This is a genomic window from Rhodococcus sp. GXMU-t2271 (assembly GCF_041414735.1).
Classification (GTDB): Bacteria; Actinomycetota; Actinomycetes; order Mycobacteriales; family Mycobacteriaceae; genus Rhodococcus; species Rhodococcus indonesiensis.
In genome coordinates this window covers 45,381-67,480 of record NZ_JAUIZP010000024.1, presented here as the reverse complement: position 1 = coordinate 67,480, position 22,100 = coordinate 45,381, and the positions used below count along the sequence as shown (strand labels likewise).

The following is a 22,100-nucleotide window of genomic DNA, read 5'->3' as shown; positions in this document are numbered from 1 at the left end:
CCGTCGGTACGGGGCGGGGAGGTCTGCCGCGCGCTCGTTCGCGTGCCCTGATACGTAGGCCCTGATACCGGGTGTGATGCCCGGCTGAGGGGTAGACGCACAGTAGGGTCACTGCGGTAACGGGGAGCGCTGTGACATGAAGTGAGGGGCCCATGTCGGTGTCCGAGATGATGTCGCCGGGAACTCGTGCCTTCTGGGACCGGAGTTTCGCCGGGCGGTTGTCGTTGTTCGAGGCGCTGCGTTCCCGGCCGGCGATCGAGTTCCACGCCGAAGTCACGGGTCCGGGTTTCTGGTCGGTGGTCGGCTACGACGACGTGGTCGCGGTGAGCCGTAACCCGGAGCTGTTCTCCTCGGCACAGGGTTTCACCATCGACGACGTCCCAGCCGAGATCCGCGAGTTCGCGATGTCGATGATCGCGATGGACGATCCCCGTCACCGGAGCCTGCGCTCGATCGTGCAATCGGCGTTCACCGCGGCCTCGGTCCGCTCGATCACCGACCGTATCCGCGGGCATGCCCGCCGGATCGCCGCCGATCTGCCGCGGGGGGAGGTGTTCGACTTCGTCGACCGGGTCGCCGGCCGGTTGCCGGTGCAGGTGATCTGCGAGTTGCTCGGCATCCCCGAGCCGGATCGGCCGCGGATCGTCGACCTGGCGGGCGAGGTGATCCTCGGGGGCGGGGAGGACTTCGCGACCGCCCCCGGGGGTGCACTGGGACTGGCCCAGATCTACGGATACGCCCTGGATCTGGGGGAGAGGCGCAGGACCGAGCCGGGTAAGGACCTGACCTCGACGTTGATGACCACCGTCGTCGACGGACAGTCCCTGACCCCGTCCGAGTTCGGCTCGTTCGTCATCTTGCTGCTCACCGCCGGTTTCGACACCACCCGGCAAGCGCTGGCCTGGGCGCTGCACCTGCTCAGCACGCACCCCGACCAGCTGCGGCTGCTACGCACCGATTTCGCCGCCCGCATCGACGGCGCGATCGACGAGGTGATCCGGTACGCCTGCCCGGTGCCGTACATGCGCCGCACCGCCACCGTCGACACCGAACTCGGCGGCGCCCGCATCCGGGCGGGGGAGAAGGTGGTGATGTGGTACCTGTCCGCCAACCACGATTCCACCGTATTCACGGACCCGGACCGGTTCGACATCACCCGCCCGAACGCCGGCAGACATCTCGGGTTCGGCGCCAAGGACATCCACCACTGCCTCGGTGCCCATCTCGCCCGCACCGAGTTGCGGGTGATGCTCGAGGAACTGCTCTCCGCCCACCCAGGGATCCGCGCGGTCGGCGAGCCCGAACTGCTGTTGTCGGCGTTCGTCAGCGGCCTCGGCTCCCTGCCGGCACGCGTGTGAGACCGGCCCGGATCCGGTCCGCCGCGCCAGGTGCCCGCCCGCCTGCACCCAGGTTCCGGCGTCAAGCGGCCCGCGCTCGCCGCTGTCGGCGCGTCGTTACGAGGTGGGGCGGCCGGCCTTGCGCCCGGCAGTACCTGACGGCACCACAGTTCGGATGTCACCTGTTCCCCTCGGTCCCGACCACCTTCGGCGTGGTTTCGGCCGGCGGTGGCTGGTTACGCATCGTCCAGCGCGTGGGCGTGATCCGCCGCAAACGTGCCCGGCCCCTGGACGGCTGTGGTCGTTTCTCGTCCTCGCTCTTGTTCGTGTGGTGCGGCGTTTCCTCGTCCTCGTCTTTTCCGTCCTCCGGTTCCTCGCCGACAGTGGAGTCCGCGGTGTGCTGCGGGTGAGGATGCCCACGACGGCCGATCCTCTTCACCCCCGCGGCCAGGTGCCCGCCGCCGGCGACGACGTTCGCACCGCGCGACCGGAGGCGGTCGCGGAGCGAACCGACGTGCTCGCCGGTGGGCTCGACCGTGGCGGCCGCCGTGTCGAGTAGCTCGTCCCGAACCGAGTCGCCGAGTTTCGTGATCTCCGGTGACGAGGCGAGGAACTCGGCTCCTTCTGCGAGCAGATCCTGAGGCCCACTGGGGGACCGCCCGCCCGCTCGGGCGATCTTCACAGCCAACTTCAACTGGCGCGTGCGTCCCAGCAGGTATCCGGCGCCGACCGCAGCGGCAACCTCGACTCTGGTTCTGGTTTTCGCGATTTTCATGATCGAACCCACTTGCTGTGTGTCGTCGCCGCGCACTGCCTCGGACGTCGGAGCATGTGGGCGTAGGACGCGTCGGTGCGCGCGGGCATATACCCCTGATTACCCCGCGTCCCAGGTCGGCAATCACGAACTCCATCGGAAGCCCCGCAACGCCTCAGTAGAGAAGGAACCGTGAAGGACACCGCTGTTCGATCCGCTCCCGGAGCAGGACAGGGGCCGTGAAGCCGGAGTGAGACCGCGTCGGGCGACGAGGCGCGGGAGCTGTACCGGACGACGCTCACCGAGCTCGGCGTCGCTGGGGAGGTGTGCAGGGGGCTCGAACGAGGTGGCATCGAGCGGAGCGGGGGTCCGGCACCGAGACGTCGGGACGCGGCGACATGTCGCCGGGATGCAGGGTTTTCCCCGTCGCCGCCGCCGAGTTCGTCGGCAATTCTGATACACAGCCGATCCATCTCCGTGCCGTCGGCGCACACCGGTCGCGGCATGAGACGTAAGGAGAAACATGATGAGCAGGAATACGTTTCGTGCGGCTGTAGCAGCGACCGCCATGGCCCCCATGATCGCCCTCGGTACCGGAGCCGCGACCGCGGCACCGGCCGTGCCCACCGCACCCGCCCCCGTCGCCGAGTTCGTGCAGCCGGCGGTGCTGGGTCCGCTCGGTGTCGTCTGTGTTCCGTTGATCTTCGTTCCGGTCGTCGGAGTGCCCCTGTTCGTGGTCTGCCTCGTCTGACCCCGGAGCGACGTCCCGTTGCGGCGACCCGGCCGGGCCGCCGCAACGGGACGGGCGTGCCTACCGAGATGCGCAGCCGGTATCCCGGTAGCTCCTCCCCGACTGTCGTGTACCGAGACGGCCGCTGGGTATCCGGTGGATCGCCGGCCTCGGCGCGGCGCCCGACACCGACCACGGGAGGAAACGAACAGTGACCGACTTCGGCTACACCATGCTCTGCGAGCAGTCCCGGCCCGACCACCTCGTCCACGACGTGCAGATGGCGGAGCAGGCCGGCTTCGATTTCTCGGTGATCAGCGACCACTACAACCCGTGGCTGGAGGAACAGGGACATTCCGGATACGCGTGGTCCGTCCTCGGCGCCGCGGCGCAGGCCACCGAGCGGATCCCGCTCATGACCTACGTGACCTGCCCGATCCTGCGCTACCACCCGGCGGTGGTGGCGCAGAAGGCGGCGACGATGCAGATCCTGTCCGGGGGCCGCTTCCGCCTCGGGCTGGGTGCGGGGGAGAACCTCAACGAGCACGTCGTCGGCAAGGGCTGGCCCGCCGTCGGCACCCGGCACGAGATGCTGGCCGAGGCCGTGGAGATCATCTCGGCACTGTTCGACGGGGGGAACGTGAACTTCCGCGGCGACTACTTCGACGTCGAGTCCGCGCACCTGTACGACCTGCCCGAGGACAGGGTGCCGATCGGGATCGCCGTCTCCGGTCCGCGGTCGTGCTTCCTGGCCGGGGAGAAGGCCGACCTCATGGTCGCCACCGAACCCGAGCCGGACCTGACCCGGATGTTCGACGAAGCGGGGGGAGCGGGCAAACCACGAGTCGGGCAGATCGCCGTCTCCTACGACACCGACCGGGACGCGGCTGTGCACCGGGCACACGAGCAGTTCCGATGGTTCGGCCTCGGCTGGAAGGTCAACCCGGATCTGCCCGCACCGTCCTCGTTCGCGGCCGCGACCCAGTTCGTGACGCCCGAACAGGTCGGGGCGCAACTTCCGTGCGGCGACGACATCGACGAGTACGTCGACAAGGTCCGGCCGTTCGTCGAGGCGGGGTTCACCGAGGTCGCCCTCGTCCAGATCGGCGGTGACCGGCAGGAACCGTTCATCCGGTGGGCCGAACGGGAACTGCTGCCGGCGCTGCGGAGTCTGCTGCCGGGCTCGTGAAACGCGGGCGGCTCCCACCGCGATGGTCTCGGTAGAAGTCAGTTTTCGCTGACGCCGCAGACCTCGGATCCGTGTGGTCCCGAGACCGCAACCGACGGTCGTCCGGCGTCGAAGGGTGCCGAGATGAACGTCGAAACGCGCGTAGCCGGACTGCGTCAGTGGCGCACCGATCGTCTCGAGGACCTCGTGGCCGAGCTCGAACGCACAACCGATCCTGCCCTGCCGTGTTCGGCCCGCGACGTCGCGCGTACCGAGCTGGCGTCGCGCCGGGAGGGCGGAACGGTGGACTGGGTGTGCCGGGTCAGGACCCAGCCCAGGTCCGGCAGTCGTTCGGCGCTGCTGACCCTGGCGTTGCCCATCAGGCTGTCGGAGCCGGAGGTGCGTCACGCGGCCCTCACCCGTGCCCGCGAACTGTTCGGGTCCGACGTCGTCGTCGACAGCGTGCAGTTCGGCAACTGAGGAAGTTCGCCGGAACGCTCAGGGACCGAGCCGCACCGCCGAGATCAGACCGGAGACGGTGGCGGCGGTACCGACCGCGACGAAGCCGGTGACCATGGTGGCGACGGCCCCCGCGGAGACCACGGTGCCGAGCACGCTACCCAGCCGCGGACGCAGGCCGGGCGTCGTGCGGGCCGGGGTCGGGTCGTCGAGGCGTATCGGGTGGGGCGCCGTCGCGGGCGGCAGAGCGAAGAGAGGATCGGTTCGGTGGGCGAAGTTCTCGGACATCAGTGTCTCCCCGTCCGTCGTTGACACTTTGTGCGTCCAGTGTCGCGGCGGTGGGTCTCCGGCAGATGGCCGCATTTTGAACTCTGGGTTTCGTGGAGCAGGCATGCACGCGCCCGGACGCCGGCCACCGCCCCCTGCGCGGTGACCGGCCCCGCCGGTCCGCATCCCCATTCGACGTTCCGGCGCGTTCCCCTCCGAGGAGGGGCCGGGGCGACGGCTCCGGCTGCACGAGAGTGCGGCCTGTCCGGCAGCCTCCCTCGTGTGCAACGCATCGGAGCCTGCCGCGGTGCCGGAGTGAGGGCCCGCGAACGGGGTGAAACCGAGGGTGAATTTCGAGCACCCGGCTCGGACGACAGGACGGCGCCTCGGACGCCGTCCCGGGGACCCGGGCATTCGGGACCGGCCCTGCGATCCGTGCCGATCGTCGACATGCATAATGACCGCAGCGTTGCTGACGCCCATGCAGGGAAAGTCCGGTCCGAGTCCGGCGCTGACCCGCAACGGTAGACCGTCCGCCCGACGGTGAGCCCGATCGCCTGCATGGACGTGCGCGACTCCGGTATTTCGTCGTGGTCTACGAGATGGAGTCCAGCAGGGTAGTCGGTGACCTCTGTCCGGGGCCGCTGCCGTGCCGGAGTCTGCCTCGTGCCACCTGAGCAGAGCACGAGGTCCCATGCCCGTCGACTTCCGCCGTCCCGCCCGCGATGCCGCGGCGGCTCTCGCCGTCCTCACCGTCGCCACTGCGGCCCTGACGGGCTGTTCGCGTGGTGCCGACACCGGCGCCGGCCCGTCCGCCGCGGCCTTCGACGAACCGGTCTCGGTCACCAATTGCGGACGTACCGCCACCTACGACGCGCCTCCGCAGCGGATCGTGTCGATGAACGACCACGTCACCGAAACCCTGATCCAGATGGGTGTGGGGGACCGCATCGTCGGCATGGGGTACGGCGAGAAGGACGACCCGCTCCCCGAGACGGCCGAGCAGTTCCGGGCGATCCCGTCGCTGGCCGCCGAATACCCGACGTACGAGCAGATCCGCGACCTCGAACCGGACCTGGTCGTCGGCGGGATGCGCAGCGCATTCGACGACAAGACCGGCCGGGGTCGGGACACGCTCGAGCAGGCGGGTATCCACACGTTCCTGTTCTCCGAGTACTGCGGTGCCGGGTTCTCCGATATCGCCTTGCTGGAGAACGACTTCGCCCAGCTCGGCGCTCTGCTCGGTGCCGAGGAGCAGGCCGCGGAACTGACCGAGTCGATCACCGCCGAACTCGACGCGGTACGTGCCCGGCTGGAGCAGGCCGGCGTCGCACCCGTGCGCACCTTCTTCTACGACTCCGGCGAAGCCGAGCCGCTCTCGGTCGGTGGCGTGGGCATCGGCAACCTCATCGCCGACTACGCCGGCGCCGACAACATCACCGCCGCAGGCCCGAAGCCGTACTTCACCACCGGCTGGGAGATCGTCGGTGAGCGTGCGCCCGAGGCGATCGTCGTACTCGACTACGGCGCGACCAGCGCTCAGGACAAGATCGCCTATCTGAAGAACCAGCCGATCGTGGCCACCACGCCCGCCGTGCGTAACGACCGTTTCGTCGTCGTGCCGCTCGACGACTTCTTCGAGAGTTCGCGCATGGTCGACTCGGTCGCGACGATCGCCCGCGGACTGCACCCGGCCGCGTTCCCGGACGCGCAATGACCTCCGCCGGCACCCTGACCGGCCCCTCGTCGCCGCACGCGCCGGCCCCGGCGGTCCGGGAGAGTGCCGGGGGCGCGCCACATCGTTCACTGTGGCTGATCCTGCCGCCGCTGCTCGCCGCGCTCGTGCTGGCGCTGGCGGGCGCCGTGTCGCTGGGCACGGTGAACATCCCCTTCGGCGACGTGTGGGCGATCGTCGTGCACCGCCTCGCACCGGGAACCTTCACGCCGTGGTGGACCGCGGCGCGGGAAGCGATCGTCGTCGACTCCCGCCTGCCCCGAGCGTTGACGGCCGCCGTCGTCGGTGCCGCGCTCGCGATCGCCGGCGTGGTGGCGCAGGCGGTGACCCGCAATCCGCTCGCAGATCCCTATCTGCTGGGCGTGTCCTCCGGTGCCGGGTTCGGGGTGGTGCTCGTGACGGTCCTGGGTGTCGGTGGCGGCGCACTCGGTGTTTTCACCCTGCCGTTCGCGGCCTTCCTGGGAGCCCTGGTCCCGCTGGCCGGTGCGGTCGCGGTCAGTGTGCGCGCCCACGCCGTCACCGCGATCGTCCTCGTCGGCGTGGCGATGTCGATGGTGTTCTCCGCGGCGACCACCTTCACCCTGCTGGTCCTCGGCGACGACCATCAGCTCGGCACCGTGATGCGCTGGCTGGCAGGAGGATTCGGAGATGCGACCTGGTCGATGCTGACCGTGCCCGCACTGGTCCTGCTCGTCGTCGGCGGCGGCGTCCTGCTGTGCGGCCGCCAGCTGAACCTGCTCCTCGTCGGCGACGACGGGGCGACCGCGCTGGGACTGAACGTGCGGCGGTTCCGCATCCTGATCCTGCTCGCGGTCTCGCTGCTCACCGCCGCGGCAGTGGCGGTCTCGGGGACCGTCGGCTTCATCGGACTGCTGATCCCGCACGTCGCCGGTCACCTCGTCGGCCGCAACAGCGTCCGGTCGATCCCCGTGGCGGCGGTGGCCGGAGCACTCGCGCTGGTCCTGGCCGACGTCGTCGCCCGCTCGGTCAGCAGCTCGACCGAACTACCGGTGGGGGTCGTCACCGGCCTGCTCGGGGCACCCGCCTTCCTCGTCATGCTGTGGCGCAGTTACGGGCGGGCCCTGTGACCTGCCTGCGCGCCACCGGGGTCCGTGCCCGGCTGGGCGAACGCCTCGTTCTCGACGGGGTGGACCTCGACGTGGCGGCGGGCCGGGTACTCGCCCTCGTCGGACCCAACGGCAGCGGCAAGACGACCCTGCTGCGTGCCTGTTACCGCGCGGTGCCGGTCGGGGCCGGCGCGATCACCGTCGACGACCGGGACGTCACCGACATCAAGCGCCGCTCCCTCGCCCGTCTCGTCGGGGTCGGCGTCCAGGAACCGGTCGCGCTCGGCGGGACGACCGTCCGCGAATCGGTGCGGCTGGGACGCACCGCCCGACGCGGCTGGCTCGAGCCGTTCGGCGACGACGACCGGGCGGTCGTCGAGGACGTGCTCGGCCGGCTCGGGCTGCTGCACCTCGCCGACCGCGACGTACTCGCCCTGTCCGGGGGAGAGCGCCAACGTGTCTCCATCGCCCGGGCCCTGGCCCAGCAACCCCGGGTGCTGCTGCTCGACGAGCCGACCAATCACCTGGACCTGCGTCACCAGCTGGCCGTGCTGGAGCTACTGCGCAGCCTCGCCTCGGACGGGCTCGCCGTCCTGGTGACGCTGCACGACCTGCGGCTGGCGACCGAATACTGCGACCGCATGGCGGTGCTGGACCACGGGTCGGTGGTCGCCGAAGGAACTCCGGAGGACGTGCTGCGACCCGCACTGCTCGCGGAGGTCTTCGGTGTCCGCGGCCGGGTGGGTGTGGACCGCGACGGCCGGCGCACCCTCGACGTCCGGGGGCCGGCCGATGCCTGACAGCCACCCCGACGCCGTGGCGCGTGCCTACGCCGCGGCCCGGGCGCTGCTCGGCGACTTCGCGCACACCGTCGACCTCGGGCCCGTCGTCGTTCCGGGTGCGGTCACGACCGATCCGCACTGGCTGGCCGAACGGGTCCGCGACACCGGGCGCAGATGGAACTGCCCCGATCCCCGGGTCGCCGGCACGCTCTGGTGGTACTCGGCCAGTTCGACACTCGTGGCCGGACCCGTCGCGATGCTCCTGGCCACCGGCAGCGCCCCCGACCCCGACCCGGCCCGGTGGCGCTGCACGCTGCGGCCGGACGGCTACCTCGGCGCGGTACGGTCCTCGCACCTGCTGACCGGGGCCGAGGCCTTCGCGCGTGCTCTCGGGCCGGCGCTGTCGGCGATCGTCTCGCCGCTGGCGGGGGTGTCGGGTGCCTCGGAGCGGGCGCTGTGGGCCGTCGCGTCCGACTCGATCGCCAATCGCGCTCTCGACGCCGGGCGTGCCGCCCACCGCGCCGAGGACGGATGCGCCCTTGCCGCCGTGCTGTCCGTACCGCCGCTGATGCCACCGCGTTTTGTCGACGTGGGGCCGACCGGGACCGTGACGGCGGCGCCAGGCTCGCCGGAATCGGGACGGCGTTTCGTGCGACGCAGCTCCTGCTGCCTGATCTATTGCGCGACCGACAGCGACAAGTGCACGAGCTGTCCGCGCCGGGCACCGGCCGACCGCGACGCGGCGTTGCGGCGGTACGTCGCCGCACGGACGTGAGGCGGATCAGGTCGTCGCGAGCGCGATCAGCGCGATCAGCGCGATCAGCGCCGGCGCGCACTGCGCCGCGGCACCCACGAGCCCGGCACCGCGGGGCCGGCTCATGGCCAGACGGTCCGAGACGAACAGGGCGATCCCGGCGAGGAACATGAACGAACACGTGTAGAGCACGAGTGCGCGTCCGACCGTGTCCTCGCCGGCCCGCCACAGGGCCACCCCCATCAGCGCGCCGGCGCCGAGAAACAGGTTGTAGAAGCCGACGTTGAACGCCCACATCCGCACCGCCGCGACGTCGCCGGAGGGAATGCGGAACACGTCCTCGTGGACCGACGGCCGCCGGAACAGCAGCGTCTCCCACACGAACGCGAGCAGGTGCACGGCCGCGGCCGCCGACGCGGCGATCTGGGCGAGGGTGATCATGGTGCACCCCCCTCCGCCGCGAGCGCGACCCCGTACCTCTCGGTGACCGCTCGGAGAGCGCGGGCGGACTCGTCCGGCGCCTGCGCGGGGTCGAGGCCGTCGAGTGCGCCGAAGAAGCCGCTCATCGACGTCCCGGCCGCGATCAGCAGGAAGGTCGCGGTGTCGGTCAGGACGGTGAAGGAGTTCATCGTTCCCGGCGCGACCGTGATCGTGTCCCCGCCCGCGAGTTCGTGGACGTCCGTTCCGGAACGGACCAGGATCCGGCCCCCCAGAACGTGATACGACTTGGCCCACGGTTCGGCGTGCATGGGCACCGGCACGGTGCGCGGCGCCTCGACGAGGAAGAGTTCGTACGCCCCGCCGGCGTGTGCGCCGGTGGACAGGGCCGTGACGGTGGCGTCGGGCAGGGTGAGACGACGGCCCTCGCCCATCCTGCAGAGTTCGGTGTTGTCGGTCATGTCTGTCACGTTAGGAAGCGCCCGGACGGTGGCCCATCCCCGGAAACGGGGATGGGTGGTAGCCCCGCCGTCAGCGCATACTGGGGTCATGCTCGAGATCCGGGCGGAGAAGGTGGGCCGGGAGGTCGTGGCGCTCGCCGCTGCCGGCGCCGACGTGACGCAGGTGCACGAGCGTGCCATCGAACTCGTCGGCCGGACGGTGCGCAGCGACCTGACGTGCTGGGCGATGATCGATCCCCGGTCCCTGACGATCGGCTCCATGACCAGCGGCCCCGACCGGATTCCGCCGGAGTACGAACCGCTGCTCGCCGAGAGCGAGTACCGCGGGCACGACCCCGGCACCTTCGCCGAACTGTTCCGCACCGGCCGCACGGCGACCCGGGGATCGGATCTGCCCCCGGACGAGGTTGCCCACTGTCTTCGCCACGCCGAGGTGTGGCGTCCGCTCGGAGTGAACCACGAACTGCGCGTGATCTTCCGGATTGGGGAATTGTGCTGGGGCGCAGCCGGGTTCGTTCGGTCCGCCGTGGACTTCACCGATGCGGAGGTCGAGTTCCTCACGCAGGTGGCGCCGGCGGTGGCGGTTGCGACCCGCGCCGCCGTGTGCGCCACCGCCCCCTCGAACCGGGGCGAACCGGGTCCGGCGGTGGTCCTGACCGGGGCCGGAGGTGAGCCGCTCGCGCTCACGGCGGCCGCCCGCGACTGGGAGGAGCGATTCGACGAGATCGCACCGGGACGGCTGGCCGTCATGGTGCGCGCCGCCGCGTTCGGCGCGCGTTCGAGTAGGTCGGGTGTGTTCCGAACGCGGATCCGCGACACCACCGGCGGGTGGATCCTGCTGCGTGCCACCGCGCTGCTCGGCGGTGACGAACCGCAGACCGTGGTCACGATCGAGCCTGCAACCGGCGGCGAACTCGCCGAATTGCTGCTCGCCGCCTATGCCCTCACCGCCCGGGAACGGGACGTGTGCCTCGAGGTGATGGCCGGGTACTCGACCGCCGAGATCGCGGGCCGTCGCGGCATCACCCCGAACACCGTCCACGATCACCTCAAGGCGATCTACACGAAGACCGGCGTGCGCAGTCGGGCCGAACTCAGCGCCCTCCTGCGGTCCGAACGGGACCTGCGCCGAGCCGCGCTTGCCGGGCCGGAGTGAGCACACCGGTCGAGCGCATCTGCCAAGATCAGGTATGCCCCTGACCCGGCGGATCCTGCCCGTGCTGTGCGCACTCGGCCTCCTGACAGCCTGCACGGCCACCGACGACGCGGCACCCGGCCCGTCCGGATCGGCGGACAACGTGGCCGCGTCGGGGACCGCCTCGCCGGCCGATCCCGCGCAGGCCGAGGCCGTGGACCGGATCGTGCGCGACACCATGGCGGAGTCGCACCTGAAGGCGGCGATCGTGCGCGTCACCGTCGACGGCAGGGAGATCCTCACCCGCGCCTACGGCGAATCCACCACGGGCGTGCCGGCGACGACCGACATGCACTTCCGCAACGGCGCGGTGGCCATCTCCTACGTCGCCACGCTGCTGCTGCAACTCGTCGACGAGGGGAAGGTCCGTCTCGACGACACAGTCTCGACGTGGCTGCCCGACATCCCGCATTCGGACCGGGTCACCCTCGGTCAGCTCGCCCAGATGACCTCCGGCTACGCCGACTACGTGCAGAATCCCGAACTGTCGGACGCGATCTACCGGAACCCGTTCCGGAGCTGGACACCCGAGGAACTGGTCGACCTCGGCACGTCCCAGCCCCTCTTCTACGAGCCCGGCACCAACTGGAACTACGCACACACCAACTACGTGATCCTCGGCCTGGTCCTCGAGAAGATCACCGGCCGGCCGGTGGCGGAACTGCTGCAGGAAAAGGTGCTCGACCCGCTCGGACTGGACGGCACGACGCCGTCTCAGACGCCGACGATCCCGGAACCGGTGCTGCATGCGTTCAGCTCGGAACGCCGGCAGGCGCTCGGGATCCCTGCCACGACCCCCTTCTACGAGGAATCCACGTTCTGGGATCCCTCCTGGACCATCACTGACGGGGCCGTCCAGACCACCGACATCCACGACCTGCACGACACCGCGGTTGCCGTCGGCACCGGCACGCTGCTTTCACCGGAGTCGTACCGGGCGATGGTGTCGACCGACGTGCGCGGCCGGACCACCGCGCTTCCCGGTTGCCCAACGTGCTTCCCGCAGTCCGAGGGTTACACCTACGGACTCGGGGTGGTGATCACCGGCAACTGGCTGATGCAGAACCCGCTGTTCGGTGGGTACGCCGCGGTCGAGGCATACCTGCCGTCGCAGAAGATCGCCGTCGCCGTCGCCGTCACCTACGAGCCGGCGGCCTTCGACGACACCGGTGCGTACTCGAACGAGGCCGACACGATCTTCCGGCGGATCGGTGCGCAGCTCGCCCCGGGCGATGCGCCCCCGCCGCGGCCCATCCGGTGACATGCCCGCCCACGCTCACCCGGTGACACCCCCCGTCCACCCGGTCACAGCAGCCCCGACAGCCGGGCCGAGCCGTCGACGAGGAACCGCACGAGCGCCGCGTCGTCCGGGGTGACCCGCGACGCCGACCCCTGCAGGTAGAGGCCGCCGACGACGAACGCCGACCGGTCCCGGATCGGCGCCGCCAGCGCGGCCCGCCCGATCCGGCACTCCTCGCCCTCGTACGCGTAGCCCGCGACGGCGACGGCGCGCAGCTCCTCGGCGAGGACGCCGGGGTCGCAGATCGTGCGGTCGGTCAGGCGCCGCAGCCGCGGATCGGGACGCACGTGCGGATGGTGCGCCAGCATCAGCTTGCCGAGGGCGTTGGCATGCAGGTTCTTCGCCAGCACACCGACGGCGACGATCTCGTGGTCGGGATCCTTGTCCACGAACCGGAGCCGCCCGGCCGCGAACGAGGCGACATGCACCCCGAAGCGGGTGTGGGTGCGCAGCTCCTCGACGACGTCGTGCAGCGTCGGCGACGGGCTCGTCTCCGCGGCCGCCCGCGCCAGCTCCGCGGTGCGACGGCCCAGCGCGAAACCGGACAGGTCCGGCACACGGACGAGGAATCCGTCGGCCACGAGCAGGTTGAGCATGCGGTACGCGGTGGTCGGCGGCACCCCGGTGAACCTGGCGATCTCCTTCGCGGACGTGCCGGGGCCGAGCTGAGCGACCGCCTCGAGCATCCCCAATGCCTTCTGCACCGCGCCCGGCTGCTGTCCGCTGAAGTGCGAGTCGTCCGCATGCACGGACACGTGCGCCGTCAAGCCGGGTCCCCGTCGCGGGAATGCGGGACGTCCGGGAGGATGCGCGTCCGCCCGTCCGCGCCGATCACGAGGGTCCCCGCCCCCGGGAGGATGTCCCCGGTCTCGACCGAGTCGAACGCCCCGATCGTCGCCAGGCTGCCCGGGCGGACCCGCCGCAGGACGTACTGCCACACCGTGCCGGACACCGCGACCGCCGAGAGTGCCGCGGGCACGATCCACACGCCGTGCGCGGTGCCGTCGACGGCGATGTACCCGAGCAGGCCGACCCCCAGGACCGAGACGAACACCGCCGCCGCCCGCGTCACCACGGTGTGCTCGCCGATGCGGTGCAGGAACCGCAGCGACGCGACCGCCACCAGCGTGTAGGCCACGACGAGGCCGATCTCCACGACGCCGTCGAACGCCCCCGAATCCGCCTCCGCGAGGGACGCATACAGGCAGGCGCCGACGAGACCCGCGGCGGTGAAGACGAGCACGCCCACATGCGGGGTGCGGAACCGGCCGTGGACGCCGGCGAGGGCGCTCGGCAGCACCCGCTCGACGCCCATCGAATACAGCAGCCGCGAACCGGCCTGCGCGCAGCCCAGGGTCGACGCCAGCCACGAGCACGTCATGCCCGCCTGCACCGCGAGCACCACGCCGACGCTCGCGCCGGACGCCGTGCCGTCGAAGTACGCGCCGACGACGACGGCGCCGTGACCGGACAACGCGGCCCAGGCTGCGAACACGAACAGCGCACCGACGACGACGGGAGAGATCAGCACGGTGCGGGTGACGGTCAACAACGGCCGCTTGGCTTCCGGGCCGAAGAAGGCGGCGCTCTCGAAGCCGGCCATCGACAGTACGGTGAGCATCGCGAGGAACGGCATGATGCTCAGGGGTGCGTCCGGCACTTCGGTGGTGGCCGGGCCCGCGCCGGCCGGGGTGCCCACCATGAGCGCCACGATGAGCACGAGCGAACACGTCTCGACGAGGAGGATCGCGCGCGTCGCGAACCGCACCCCGCGCACGGTGATCACCGCGACGGCGAGCGCCACGACACCGATCGTGACCGACCACGGCGCGGCGCCGGACACGTGCACACCGAGCAGGTCCGCGATGCGGAGCAGGCTCTGTGCGGCCTGCGACATCACCGAGATCGAGATGCCGAGATAGCCCAGCAGCAGCGCCGCGCCCGTGGTGAGGGTCGCGCGGGCGCTCAGGCCCTGGAACACGAAGCTGTAGAGCGAGCCGGCCGCGGCGAGCCGTCTCGTGAACTGCGTGATGCACAGCGCCACCGACGCCACCACGGCGGTGGTCCCCGCGATCGCCAGCAGACCGCCGACGCCCGGGCGGTGGGTCACCATCCACAGCGCGATGAACACCATCCCGGTGGCCGGCGCGATCGTCGACAGGGACTGGCCGAGCAGATCGATCGGGGTGAGCTGACGGCGGCCGAGGGCACGCAGCGGCGAATGCACCGGATCCCGATGGGTTCCGGCGTCCCGTGAGCGGGCAATCGCGGCCCGGAGTGCGGTTGTCACGATCGTCGTATCCCGTCTGTGCGTCCGTGCAGCCGGCGGTGCCGGCACCCGGGCGGTGAACCGCCTCCGGGCGAGGGACAACGTAGCGCCGCGGTGTTACGCGACGGTTTCCTCCGCGAACGACATGCGGACGGCAAGTGGGAATCCGGCCGCAGCGGCGCTGTGGCCCGCGCCACCCCACGGCCCGGGTGCCCGGCGAACGGGGCCGCCGGAAGGTCGCGAAACCGTGCCCCACCTGCAGCGTTCGCATGAGGCGCGGCGCGCCGTCCGGCTCCACTCGCGGTGCCCCCGGACGTTTCCCCGACGACCCGTTCGCGACGCATCCGGTGCGCACGATTGAGCGGCACGATCATTCGACTGCGAAGGGGACGACCATGATCTGGGCGGTGGTAGCGGCGCTCGTCGGTGGGACGTTGTTGCTCGCGGGGGTGCCGAAGGCCGGCGATCACGAGGGGCTGCTGCGCGTCGTCCGCGGTTACCGGCTGTTGCCGGCCGTGGTCGAGCGGGTGGTCGCGCGGATGCTGCCTGCCACGGAGATCGCCGTAGGTGCCCTGCTGGTGCTCGGCGTCGCCGGCCGCGTCGCCGCGGCCGCCGCGGCGGTGCTGTTCCTCGGCTTCTTCGTCGGCCTCACCGTGAACCTCGCCCGGGGCCGGCGCGAGCTCGACTGCGGCTGTTTCGCGTTCGGTGACCGCGATGCGGCGCCGCGTATCGGCTGGTTCCACTCCGTGCGGGCCGGCGGGTTCGCCGCCTTGTCGATCGCGCTGGCCCTCACCGGACCCCCGGGGATCGGCGTGCTCGAGCAGGCGGCAGCACTCGCGCTCGCGGCGCTCGTCCTCGTCGCCGGGCTCGCGGTGGCCCAATTGCGCGCCGTGGTCCACGTCGGGCGCCGGCCCGTCGACGAACATCTGACCAACGCGTCCGTCGAACTGCGTGCGGTCGCCACCGTGTCGCGCTACGGCGCTTGAGAACCGTCCTCCCGAAACACTTCCCGAGACAGGACCGATAGATGGACACCATTCTTCTCGTTGCGGTCACCGTGCTGACGGTGGCGGTCGCCGTGTTGTTCCTGATGGTGCTCGCGCTGGCCCGCGAGATCGGCCGGGTGCAGGTCCGGCTCGGCCCCCTCGGGGCCCGCATGATGGACACCGGTCCGAAGATCGAGCAGGCGGGCCCATCCTTCCGTGGCCTGACCGACCACGTCGGACGCACCGTCGGCGTCGGCGGGCACCGGGACCGGCCGCAGTTGCTGCTGTTCACGGCGCCCACCTGCTCCACCTGCAAGAGCCTGCTGCCCGGCATCCGTGCAATGGCCAAGGCGGAGAGCGACCTCGACATCGTGATCGTCTCCGACGGCACACCCGAGGAGCACCGGCAGTTCCTCGCCGGCAGCAACATCGGTACCGAACTGAGCTACGTCGACGGCCGCGATGTCGGCATCGCCTACCAGGTCGGCACCACGCCCTACGGGGTGATCCTCGACGAGCACGGCAAGATCCGCGCCAAGGGCCTGTGCAACCACATGGCCCAGGTCGAGAGCCTGCTCAACGCCCTCGAGACCGGCACCCCGTCGTTGCAGCACCTGCACGAACAGGCCAAGGCCCGCGCCGCCGCGAGCGCCTGAATCCCCCCGGACGAACGGAGAGATGCATTGGACGAGATGTACGAGAACCGGTACCCGGTCGACAAGGAGACCGTCGAGGAGCAGGCCGCCTGGATGGCCGGCAAGGGCGGTTCGTTCATGAGCCGGACCGGACGCCGGATGTCGGAGCAGGTGTCGCGCCGCTCGATGATCAGCCGCCTCGGCCGCTGGACGATGGGTGTGTCGGGGGTGGCGCTCATCGGTTCCCTGCCGGTGACCCGCACCGCATTCGCGCAGGAGCCCGCACCCGATCCCGGTCCGGAACCGCTCGTGCCCGTCTACGACGGCAAGGATCCGGCCGAGTGCGAGTACTGGCGCTGGTGCAACATGGACGGCACCTCCTGCGCGGCCTGCAACGGCGGCGGAGTGACCACGTGCGCGCCGGGCAGCAAACCGGGTGCCGAATTCTGGGTCGGGTGCTGCACCAACCCCGACACCGGAAAGACCTACCTGATCGCCTATTACGACTGCTGTGGCGCCCCGTCGTGCTCCAACGCGTTCTGCGGCGAGCCGGACATGCAGGCCGTCATGTACAACCCGGTTTCGGGCAGTTACGACCAGGAGATCATCTGGTGCGTCTCCGACGAATCCCAGTCGTACACCTGCACCATGGCCCCCATCATCGGCGAGGACTGCCAGGCCCGTCCCGCCGAGCGCCCGAAGGTCGGTGCCGGATCATGACATCGCGTTCCCGCCACCTCGTGCGTCCCGCCGCGGCCGCCGTGCCCCTCGCTCTGCTCGTCACTCTCGCCGGCTGCGGCTCGTCCGGCGACGATCCGAACACCGCCGGCGACGTCACCTATCCCACCGTCGAATTCACCACCCCGGGGGAGGGCATCGCCCTCGGCCACGACGACCAGGAGATCGGCGACACCATCCCCGAACCTCTGCACGTCTCCGAGATCGAGCCCATCGGGCGCGACGAACTCGTCGCCGTGGCAGGCGGATTCGGAAAGCTGGAGCTCGGCGTCAACGTCCTCGATCCGAAGACAGGTGTCGCCGGCAGCCGCATCGTCGTCGGGCCCGGCATCTGGGACCCGGTGATCCACGGCTTCGTCGGCGAGACCCCTTCCGACCCGGCCGTTCTCGCCGCCGAAGTGTGGCGTCCCCGCGGCTCGCGGGGCGCCGCGGACTTCACCGTCAGCACCTACTCCGGAAACCTGCTCGAGCCCGACGAGGCGCTGCTGCCCGATGTCGCGCGCGTGCACTCGCGGCCGGGTTCCAACGCGGTCACCTCCGACGGGCGGTACTTCGTCACCTGGGACGACGGGCTCTACGGCGTCCGCGTCGTCGACCTCGAGACGAAGCAGCAGAGCGGAGCCGTGCAGATCGTCGGCTGCGGACCGTTCACCTGGACCGTGGACCACGAGATCTACAGCGTGTGCGAGGAGACCGGTGAGCTCGTCCGGATCTCCGTCGGCGACGACGGCGTGCCCGCCGAGACCGCCCGGGCGAAAGTGTTGCCGGACGATTTCGTCAGCGCCCGGAAGGTCGGGTGGGCCGCCGAGGCGCGCAAGGCCCTGCTGGTCGGGGAGAACGGCGACGTGTACGTCTTCGACTTCTCGAACGGACTGCCGCAGGACGCGGTGACGCCGATCGGCAACGCCGGCCGGCCCGAGGGCCGGTTCGCGAGCGACGTCATCGACAACACCGGCACCCGGATCGCGATCGCCTACACCGACTCGCCGATCCATCCCAGTTCGGCCCGCGGCGGCGACCTGGCCCGCATCGAACTGTCCGACGCCGCGAATCTCGCACCGATCCGGACACTGAGCCTGCCGGACCTGGGACTGACCGACATCGCGAGTATGGCGTTCTCCGTGGACGGCGCGACGTTCTACGTCCTCGGCGGCAACCCGGAGGGGCAGTGGGAGGCGGCGCAGCGCATCGTCGGGTTCGACGCCGCGACCGGGCAGCAGGTCTCCTCGGCGGAGATCAGCGGCAACGTCGAGGATTTCACCGACCTGCTCACCCCCGAGGTGATCGGATGAGACCACCCGGCACCGTGCTGGGCCGGCGCAGATTCCTGGCCCTCGGCTCCCTCGGGGCCGGGGCGCTGGGGCTGAGCGCGCTCGGGTTCGGGGCCGCCGGCTGCGCCACCGCATCGTCCGGTACGCAACCGGCCGGCGCCGGCGCGAAGAACGGGGCGGCGGCCGATCTCGACTACATTTTGCCGGCCGACCCGGAGGTCGCTGCCGCCGAGGCCGCCCGCGGCTGGAACGGCGCCGTGGCGTCGTTCGCACTGTCCGCCGGCGTCGCCACCGTCGATCTGGGTGGGCGTCTCGTCGACACCTGGACGTACGGGGGCCGGGCCGTCGCCCCGGAACTGCGGGTCCGCAGGGGCGACCGGCTCGACGCCACGGTGCGCAACGACCTGCATGCCGGCACCACCGTCCACTGGCACGGCATCCGGATCCGCAACGACATGGACGGTGCTGCGCCCGTCACCCAGTCGGCGATCGCGCCCGGCACGACGTTCGACTACAGCTTCGTCGTCCCGGACCCCGGCACCCACTGGTACCACTCGCACAGCGGGCTGCAGGCCGATCGCGGGCTGTTCGGGGCCCTCGTCGTGGAGGATCCCGACGACCGCACTGGCGCCGACGCCGACGCCGTGCTGGTCCTCGACGACTGGGTCGACGGTCTCGGCACCACACCCGACGCGGTGCTCACGGCGCTCAACCCGGCCATATCCGGCGGGCACGGCGGCCACGGCGGAGGTGCGGCATCCGGGGCGCACCCCGTCGGCGACATGGACGTCGCGCGGCAACTGGTGAGCGCCGGGCACGGCGACTCCGCCGCCCTCGGCGGGATGACCCAGCACATCGCGTATCCGCTGCACCTGATCAACGGTCGTCCCCCGAACGATCCCGCCCCGGTCGTCGCCGCGGCCGGGCAGCGCGTGCGGCTGCGGATCGTCAACGCGGCGGCCGAGACCCCGTACCGGTTCGCGGTGGCCGGGCACGAACTCACGATCGTCGCGGCGGACGGCTTCGACGTGCAGCCCACCGTCGCCGACACGATCGTCGTCGGCATGGCGCAACGCTACGACGTTCTCGTCACCGTCCGGTCGGGCGTATGGCCGATCGTCGCGAAGGTCGAAGGGCGGCAAGGATATGCCTCGACGGTGCTGCGCACCCCGGACGCGGTGCCGATGGCCGACGCCGACGTGGGCGGCGCGATCCCCGAACTCGGCGGCCGGCTCGTCGCGGAGAGCGCGTTGCGGCCCGTCGAGGCCGTGCGGCTCGATCCACGCGAACCCGATCGGGACTACCGGATCGAGCTGATCCAGGCCGGGGACCGCTACGTGTGGGGCATGGCCGGGGTCGATGCCGGCCGCCTGATCATGAAACAGGGTGAACGCGTCCGGATCACGATGAAGAACTCGTCGACGATGTGGCACCCGATGCACACGCACGGGCACACCTTCGCGATCGGCGCCTACGGCGGGCTGCGCCGCGACACCGTCAACGTGCTGCCCGGCACCGAACTCGCGATCGAATTCGACGCCGACAATCCGGGTGAATGGATGTTCCACTGCCACAACGCCTACCACTTCGAAGCCGGTATGACCGCGAACTTGCGGTATATCCGATGAGAGGAATCCTGATGCGAAAGTCCGCCGTTCTGCTCGCCGGCCTGCTGACCGCGGTGAACCTGTCCGCCTGCGGCACCGCTGGAGGTTCGGCCGAGCCCGCCGTCGTCGTGGAGGTGAAGAACATGGCCTACAACCCGGAGTCGGTGACGATCGAGAAGGGCCAGACCGTGGAGTGGCGCTTCGACGACGGCGGACTGCCGCACGACGTGGTGGGGGAGGGCCCCCTCGAGGGTCGGCTGAAGAGCGAGCTCCTCACCGAGGGAACGTATTCCTACAGCTTCGACGACGCCGGCACCTTCACGTATCACTGCACGCCGCACCCGATGATGGTCGGCACCGTGATCGTCCGGGAATGAGCCGGCAGCCGGGGTGGGCTGCGGCCCTGCTGCTTCCGCTCGTCGCGGCCTGCGGCCCGTCCGATCGACCCCCGGACGCGGTGGTGGTCGTCAGCAATGTCCACTTCGCTCCGCCCGACGTGACCGTGCCGGCCGGTGGCACCGTCGAATGGCGGTTCGAGGACGGCGGGGTGCTGCACCAGGTCGTATCGGAGGGGTGGTTCGACAGCGGGATCACCGCGGAGGGTACGTACTCCCGCACATTCGACGAACCGGGCACCTACCCGTACACCTGCTCGGTCCACCGGTACATGACCGGAACCGTCACCGTCACCGAATCCTGAACCAGCCGTCCATATCCGGAGAACACCGATCCCTTGGAGGAAGTCATGACCGCAGTACTCGCGCACGAGCCGCTGACGACGGACGTGCCGGACATCCGTCCCACCCTGCAGAAGGCCGTGCCGTCGCGCACTCGCGCGGTGCTGATCGCCGCCGCCGGCGTCGCCGGTGCCGGGGCCGCGGCGCTGCTCACCCCGGCCGGGCCCGCCGCGACGACCGCCGCGGTCGTGGGTGCCGGAGCCGTCACCGCCCTGGCCGCGAACTGGTCGACGTGCGGCATGTCGGTCGCCGGCGTCGTCGCCGCCCCGAAGCAGCCCGGCCGTCCGGGTTCGTCGACCCCGGTGCGCAGGCTCGGCTGGCACGCACTCGGTTCGATCGCGACCGGTGCCCCCACCGGCGCGCTCGTAGGGGCGCTCGGTGCCCTCGTCGCCGGGGCGGTCCCGGTGACGTGGGCGCTCCTCGCGTGGGGCGCCGTCGCACTGGCGTACGGCCTGCACGAGCTGGGCCTGGTGACGCTGCCGACGCCGATGCGCCGCAGACAGCTGCCGCGGCACCTGCGCCGGTCGATGGCACCGTGGAAGGTCTCGCTGCTCTTCGGCGCCCTCATCGGGCCGGGTTTCGTGATCTTCATCCGGTCGAGCGCGTACTACCTGCTGGTGCTCGGCGTCGCCGCGGTCGGCTCACCCGTCCTCGGCGCCGCGCTGTTCACGCTCGTCTCGCTCGGCCGGTGCATGCCGAGCCTCCTGGCAATCGTGCACACCCGCGGGGGCGGGTCGATGCCGGGCTTCCTGTCGGCGATGTGCGTGGTCGACCGCCGGGTGCAGACGCTGACCGGCGCCGCGCTCGTGGCCCTCGGCGCATTCGCGGTCGTCGCCGCACTGTGACGTGCCTGCTCGCGGCGACCCCGGGGTGCACTACCGCCCCCGGGGCCGTCGCGACTAACGTCGGGCGGCATGACGACTTCTCTGCAGAACATCGGCATCAACACCCTCGGCGGGGTGCCGACCTCCCTCGCCGAGTTCGACGGTCGCGCGGTCCTCGTGGTCAACGTCGCCTCCAAGTGCGGCCTCACCCCGCAGTACACCGCGCTCGAGAAGCTCGCCGTCGAGTACGCGGACCGGGGCCTGACCGTCGTCGGCGTGCCCTGCAACCAGTTCATGGGCCAGGAACCGGGCACCGCCGAGGAGATCCAGACCTTCTGCTCCACCAACTACGGCGTCACGTTCCCGCTGATGGAGAAGATCGACGTCAACGGCGAGAGCCGGCACCCCCTCTACACCGAACTCACCCGGCACCCCGACGCGAACGGCGAGGCCGGCGACGTGCAGTGGAACTTCGAGAAGTTCCTCGTCGCACCCGACGGAAACGTCGTCGCCCGGTTCCGGCCCCGCACCGAGCCCGACGCCCCCGAAGTGATCGCCGCCATCGAAGCCGCGCTGCCCCGCTGAC

The 22,100-nt window shown here is 70.8% G+C and carries 25 protein-coding genes and 1 riboswitch; of the genes, 19 read left to right on the top strand and 6 right to left on the bottom strand.

The features are described from left to right. Positions 1-152 precede the first annotated feature (152 nt). Complete coding sequence (locus tag QYS60_RS09135) at positions 153-1,358, top strand: cytochrome P450 (protein WP_371382969.1); 1,206 nt, start codon at positions 153-155, stop codon at positions 1,356-1,358. A 157-nt stretch (positions 1,359-1,515) separates the two neighbouring features. On the opposite strand, the gene QYS60_RS09130 is transcribed toward QYS60_RS09135, so the two are convergent. Beyond that, positions 1,516-2,112, bottom strand: coding sequence for a hypothetical protein (locus QYS60_RS09130; RefSeq protein ID WP_371382980.1), 597 nt, complete (start codon positions 2,110-2,112; stop codon positions 1,516-1,518). Between the two features lie 502 nt (positions 2,113-2,614). Here QYS60_RS09130 and QYS60_RS09125 point away from each other — a divergent pair. The 3 genes from QYS60_RS09125 to QYS60_RS09115 all read left to right on the top strand — a co-directional run bounded on the left by QYS60_RS09125 (position 2,615) and on the right by QYS60_RS09115 (position 4,469). After that, positions 2,615-2,842, top strand: coding sequence for a hypothetical protein (locus tag QYS60_RS09125; RefSeq protein WP_152975314.1), 228 nt, complete (start codon positions 2,615-2,617; stop codon positions 2,840-2,842). 190 nt (positions 2,843-3,032) lie between these two features. After that, positions 3,033-4,010 carry an LLM class F420-dependent oxidoreductase gene (locus QYS60_RS09120; RefSeq protein ID WP_371382968.1) on the top strand — a complete coding sequence of 326 codons (978 nt, stop codon included), beginning with the start codon at positions 3,033-3,035 and terminating at the stop codon, positions 4,008-4,010. Between the two features lie 123 nt (positions 4,011-4,133). After that, positions 4,134-4,469, top strand: a complete 336-nt coding sequence (locus QYS60_RS09115; protein ID WP_371382967.1) for a hypothetical protein — start codon at positions 4,134-4,136, stop codon at positions 4,467-4,469. An 18-nt stretch (positions 4,470-4,487) separates the two neighbouring features. Here QYS60_RS09115 and QYS60_RS09110 read toward each other — a convergent pair whose 3' ends face one another. Next, positions 4,488-4,736, bottom strand: coding sequence for a hypothetical protein (locus QYS60_RS09110; RefSeq protein WP_371382966.1), 249 nt, complete (start codon positions 4,734-4,736; stop codon positions 4,488-4,490). A gap of 435 nt (positions 4,737-5,171) precedes the next feature. Then, positions 5,172-5,291: riboswitch (cobalamin riboswitch) on the top strand. Positions 5,292-5,409: 118 nt separating this feature from the next. Here QYS60_RS09110 and QYS60_RS09105 point away from each other — a divergent pair. The 4 genes from QYS60_RS09105 to QYS60_RS09090 are packed head-to-tail and all read left to right on the top strand — an operon-like array spanning position 5,410 to position 9,074. Then, positions 5,410-6,432 (top strand): ABC transporter substrate-binding protein, encoded by a 1,023-nt coding sequence (locus tag QYS60_RS09105; RefSeq protein WP_371382965.1) that lies wholly within the window; start codon positions 5,410-5,412, stop codon positions 6,430-6,432. Beyond that, positions 6,429-7,538, top strand: a complete 1,110-nt coding sequence (locus QYS60_RS09100) for a FecCD family ABC transporter permease (protein ID WP_371382964.1) — start codon at positions 6,429-6,431, stop codon at positions 7,536-7,538. The genes QYS60_RS09105 and QYS60_RS09100 overlap by 4 nt, the downstream gene beginning before the upstream one ends. Continuing rightward, a complete protein-coding gene (locus tag QYS60_RS09095) occupies positions 7,535-8,317 on the top strand; it encodes an ABC transporter ATP-binding protein (RefSeq protein WP_371382963.1) in 783 nt (260 codons plus the stop codon). Before QYS60_RS09100 ends, QYS60_RS09095 begins: the two co-directional genes overlap by 4 nt. Continuing rightward, positions 8,244-9,074, top strand: coding sequence for a hypothetical protein (locus tag QYS60_RS09090; RefSeq protein WP_371382962.1), 831 nt, complete (start codon positions 8,244-8,246; stop codon positions 9,072-9,074). Before QYS60_RS09095 ends, QYS60_RS09090 begins: the two co-directional genes overlap by 74 nt. A gap of 6 nt (positions 9,075-9,080) precedes the next feature. On the opposite strand, the gene QYS60_RS09085 is transcribed toward QYS60_RS09090, so the two are convergent. After that, positions 9,081-9,494, bottom strand: coding sequence for a DUF1304 domain-containing protein (locus QYS60_RS09085; protein ID WP_371382961.1), 414 nt, complete (start codon positions 9,492-9,494; stop codon positions 9,081-9,083). Then, positions 9,491-9,952, bottom strand: coding sequence for a hypothetical protein (locus QYS60_RS09080; protein ID WP_003936710.1), 462 nt, complete (start codon positions 9,950-9,952; stop codon positions 9,491-9,493). The genes QYS60_RS09085 and QYS60_RS09080 overlap by 4 nt, the downstream gene beginning before the upstream one ends. Before the next feature lie 88 nt (positions 9,953-10,040). On the opposite strand from QYS60_RS09080, the gene QYS60_RS09075 reads away from it, so the two are divergent. Together QYS60_RS09075 and QYS60_RS09070 are read left to right on the top strand one after the other, a co-directional pair. Continuing rightward, positions 10,041-11,108 (top strand): LuxR C-terminal-related transcriptional regulator, encoded by a 1,068-nt coding sequence (locus tag QYS60_RS09075; protein WP_371382960.1) that lies wholly within the window; start codon positions 10,041-10,043, stop codon positions 11,106-11,108. Between the two features lie 34 nt (positions 11,109-11,142). Next, complete coding sequence (locus QYS60_RS09070; RefSeq protein WP_371382959.1) at positions 11,143-12,408, top strand: serine hydrolase domain-containing protein; 1,266 nt, start codon at positions 11,143-11,145, stop codon at positions 12,406-12,408. 44 nt (positions 12,409-12,452) lie between these two features. Here QYS60_RS09070 and QYS60_RS09065 read toward each other — a convergent pair whose 3' ends face one another. Further along, on the bottom strand, positions 12,453-13,214 hold the full coding sequence (locus QYS60_RS09065) for an IclR family transcriptional regulator (protein ID WP_371382958.1): 762 nt from the start codon (positions 13,212-13,214) through the stop codon (positions 12,453-12,455). Further along, entirely contained in the window at positions 13,211-14,674 is a 1,464-nt protein-coding gene (locus QYS60_RS09060) for an APC family permease (protein ID WP_371382979.1), read from the bottom strand. Before QYS60_RS09060 ends, QYS60_RS09065 begins: the two co-directional genes overlap by 4 nt. 437 nt (positions 14,675-15,111) lie before the next feature. On the opposite strand from QYS60_RS09060, the gene QYS60_RS09055 reads away from it, so the two are divergent. From QYS60_RS09055 to QYS60_RS09015, 9 genes are all read left to right on the top strand, one after another. After that, positions 15,112-15,702 carry a MauE/DoxX family redox-associated membrane protein gene (locus QYS60_RS09055; protein WP_371382957.1) on the top strand — a complete coding sequence of 197 codons (591 nt, stop codon included), beginning with the start codon at positions 15,112-15,114 and terminating at the stop codon, positions 15,700-15,702. Between the two features lie 41 nt (positions 15,703-15,743). Beyond that, complete coding sequence (locus tag QYS60_RS09050) at positions 15,744-16,358, top strand: redoxin domain-containing protein (protein WP_371382956.1); 615 nt, start codon at positions 15,744-15,746, stop codon at positions 16,356-16,358. A gap of 36 nt (positions 16,359-16,394) precedes the next feature. Beyond that, positions 16,395-17,057 (top strand): methylamine dehydrogenase light chain, encoded by a 663-nt coding sequence (locus QYS60_RS09045; RefSeq protein ID WP_371382978.1) that lies wholly within the window; start codon positions 16,395-16,397, stop codon positions 17,055-17,057. Beyond that, entirely contained in the window at positions 17,054-18,367 is a 1,314-nt protein-coding gene (locus QYS60_RS09040; RefSeq protein WP_371382955.1) for a hypothetical protein, read from the top strand. The genes QYS60_RS09045 and QYS60_RS09040 overlap by 4 nt, the downstream gene beginning before the upstream one ends. After that, complete coding sequence (locus QYS60_RS09035) at positions 18,364-19,974, top strand: multicopper oxidase family protein (RefSeq protein WP_371382954.1); 1,611 nt, start codon at positions 18,364-18,366, stop codon at positions 19,972-19,974. The genes QYS60_RS09040 and QYS60_RS09035 overlap by 4 nt, the downstream gene beginning before the upstream one ends. Positions 19,975-19,985: 11 nt before the next feature. Beyond that, positions 19,986-20,330: a plastocyanin/azurin family copper-binding protein gene (locus tag QYS60_RS09030; RefSeq protein ID WP_371382953.1), complete on the top strand. Its 345-nt coding sequence runs from the start codon at positions 19,986-19,988 to the stop codon at positions 20,328-20,330. Next, on the top strand, positions 20,327-20,653 hold the full coding sequence (locus QYS60_RS09025) for a cupredoxin domain-containing protein (RefSeq protein WP_371382952.1): 327 nt from the start codon (positions 20,327-20,329) through the stop codon (positions 20,651-20,653). The genes QYS60_RS09030 and QYS60_RS09025 overlap by 4 nt, the downstream gene beginning before the upstream one ends. A 45-nt stretch (positions 20,654-20,698) precedes the next feature. Beyond that, the gene (locus QYS60_RS09020; RefSeq protein ID WP_371382951.1) at positions 20,699-21,535 is read left to right on the top strand and encodes a methylamine utilization protein; all 837 of its coding nucleotides are present in this window, start codon (positions 20,699-20,701) and stop codon (positions 21,533-21,535) included. Between the two features lie 69 nt (positions 21,536-21,604). Then, the gene (locus QYS60_RS09015; RefSeq protein ID WP_003936557.1) at positions 21,605-22,099 is read left to right on the top strand and encodes a glutathione peroxidase; all 495 of its coding nucleotides are present in this window, start codon (positions 21,605-21,607) and stop codon (positions 22,097-22,099) included. Position 22,100: the final 1 nt, after the last annotated feature.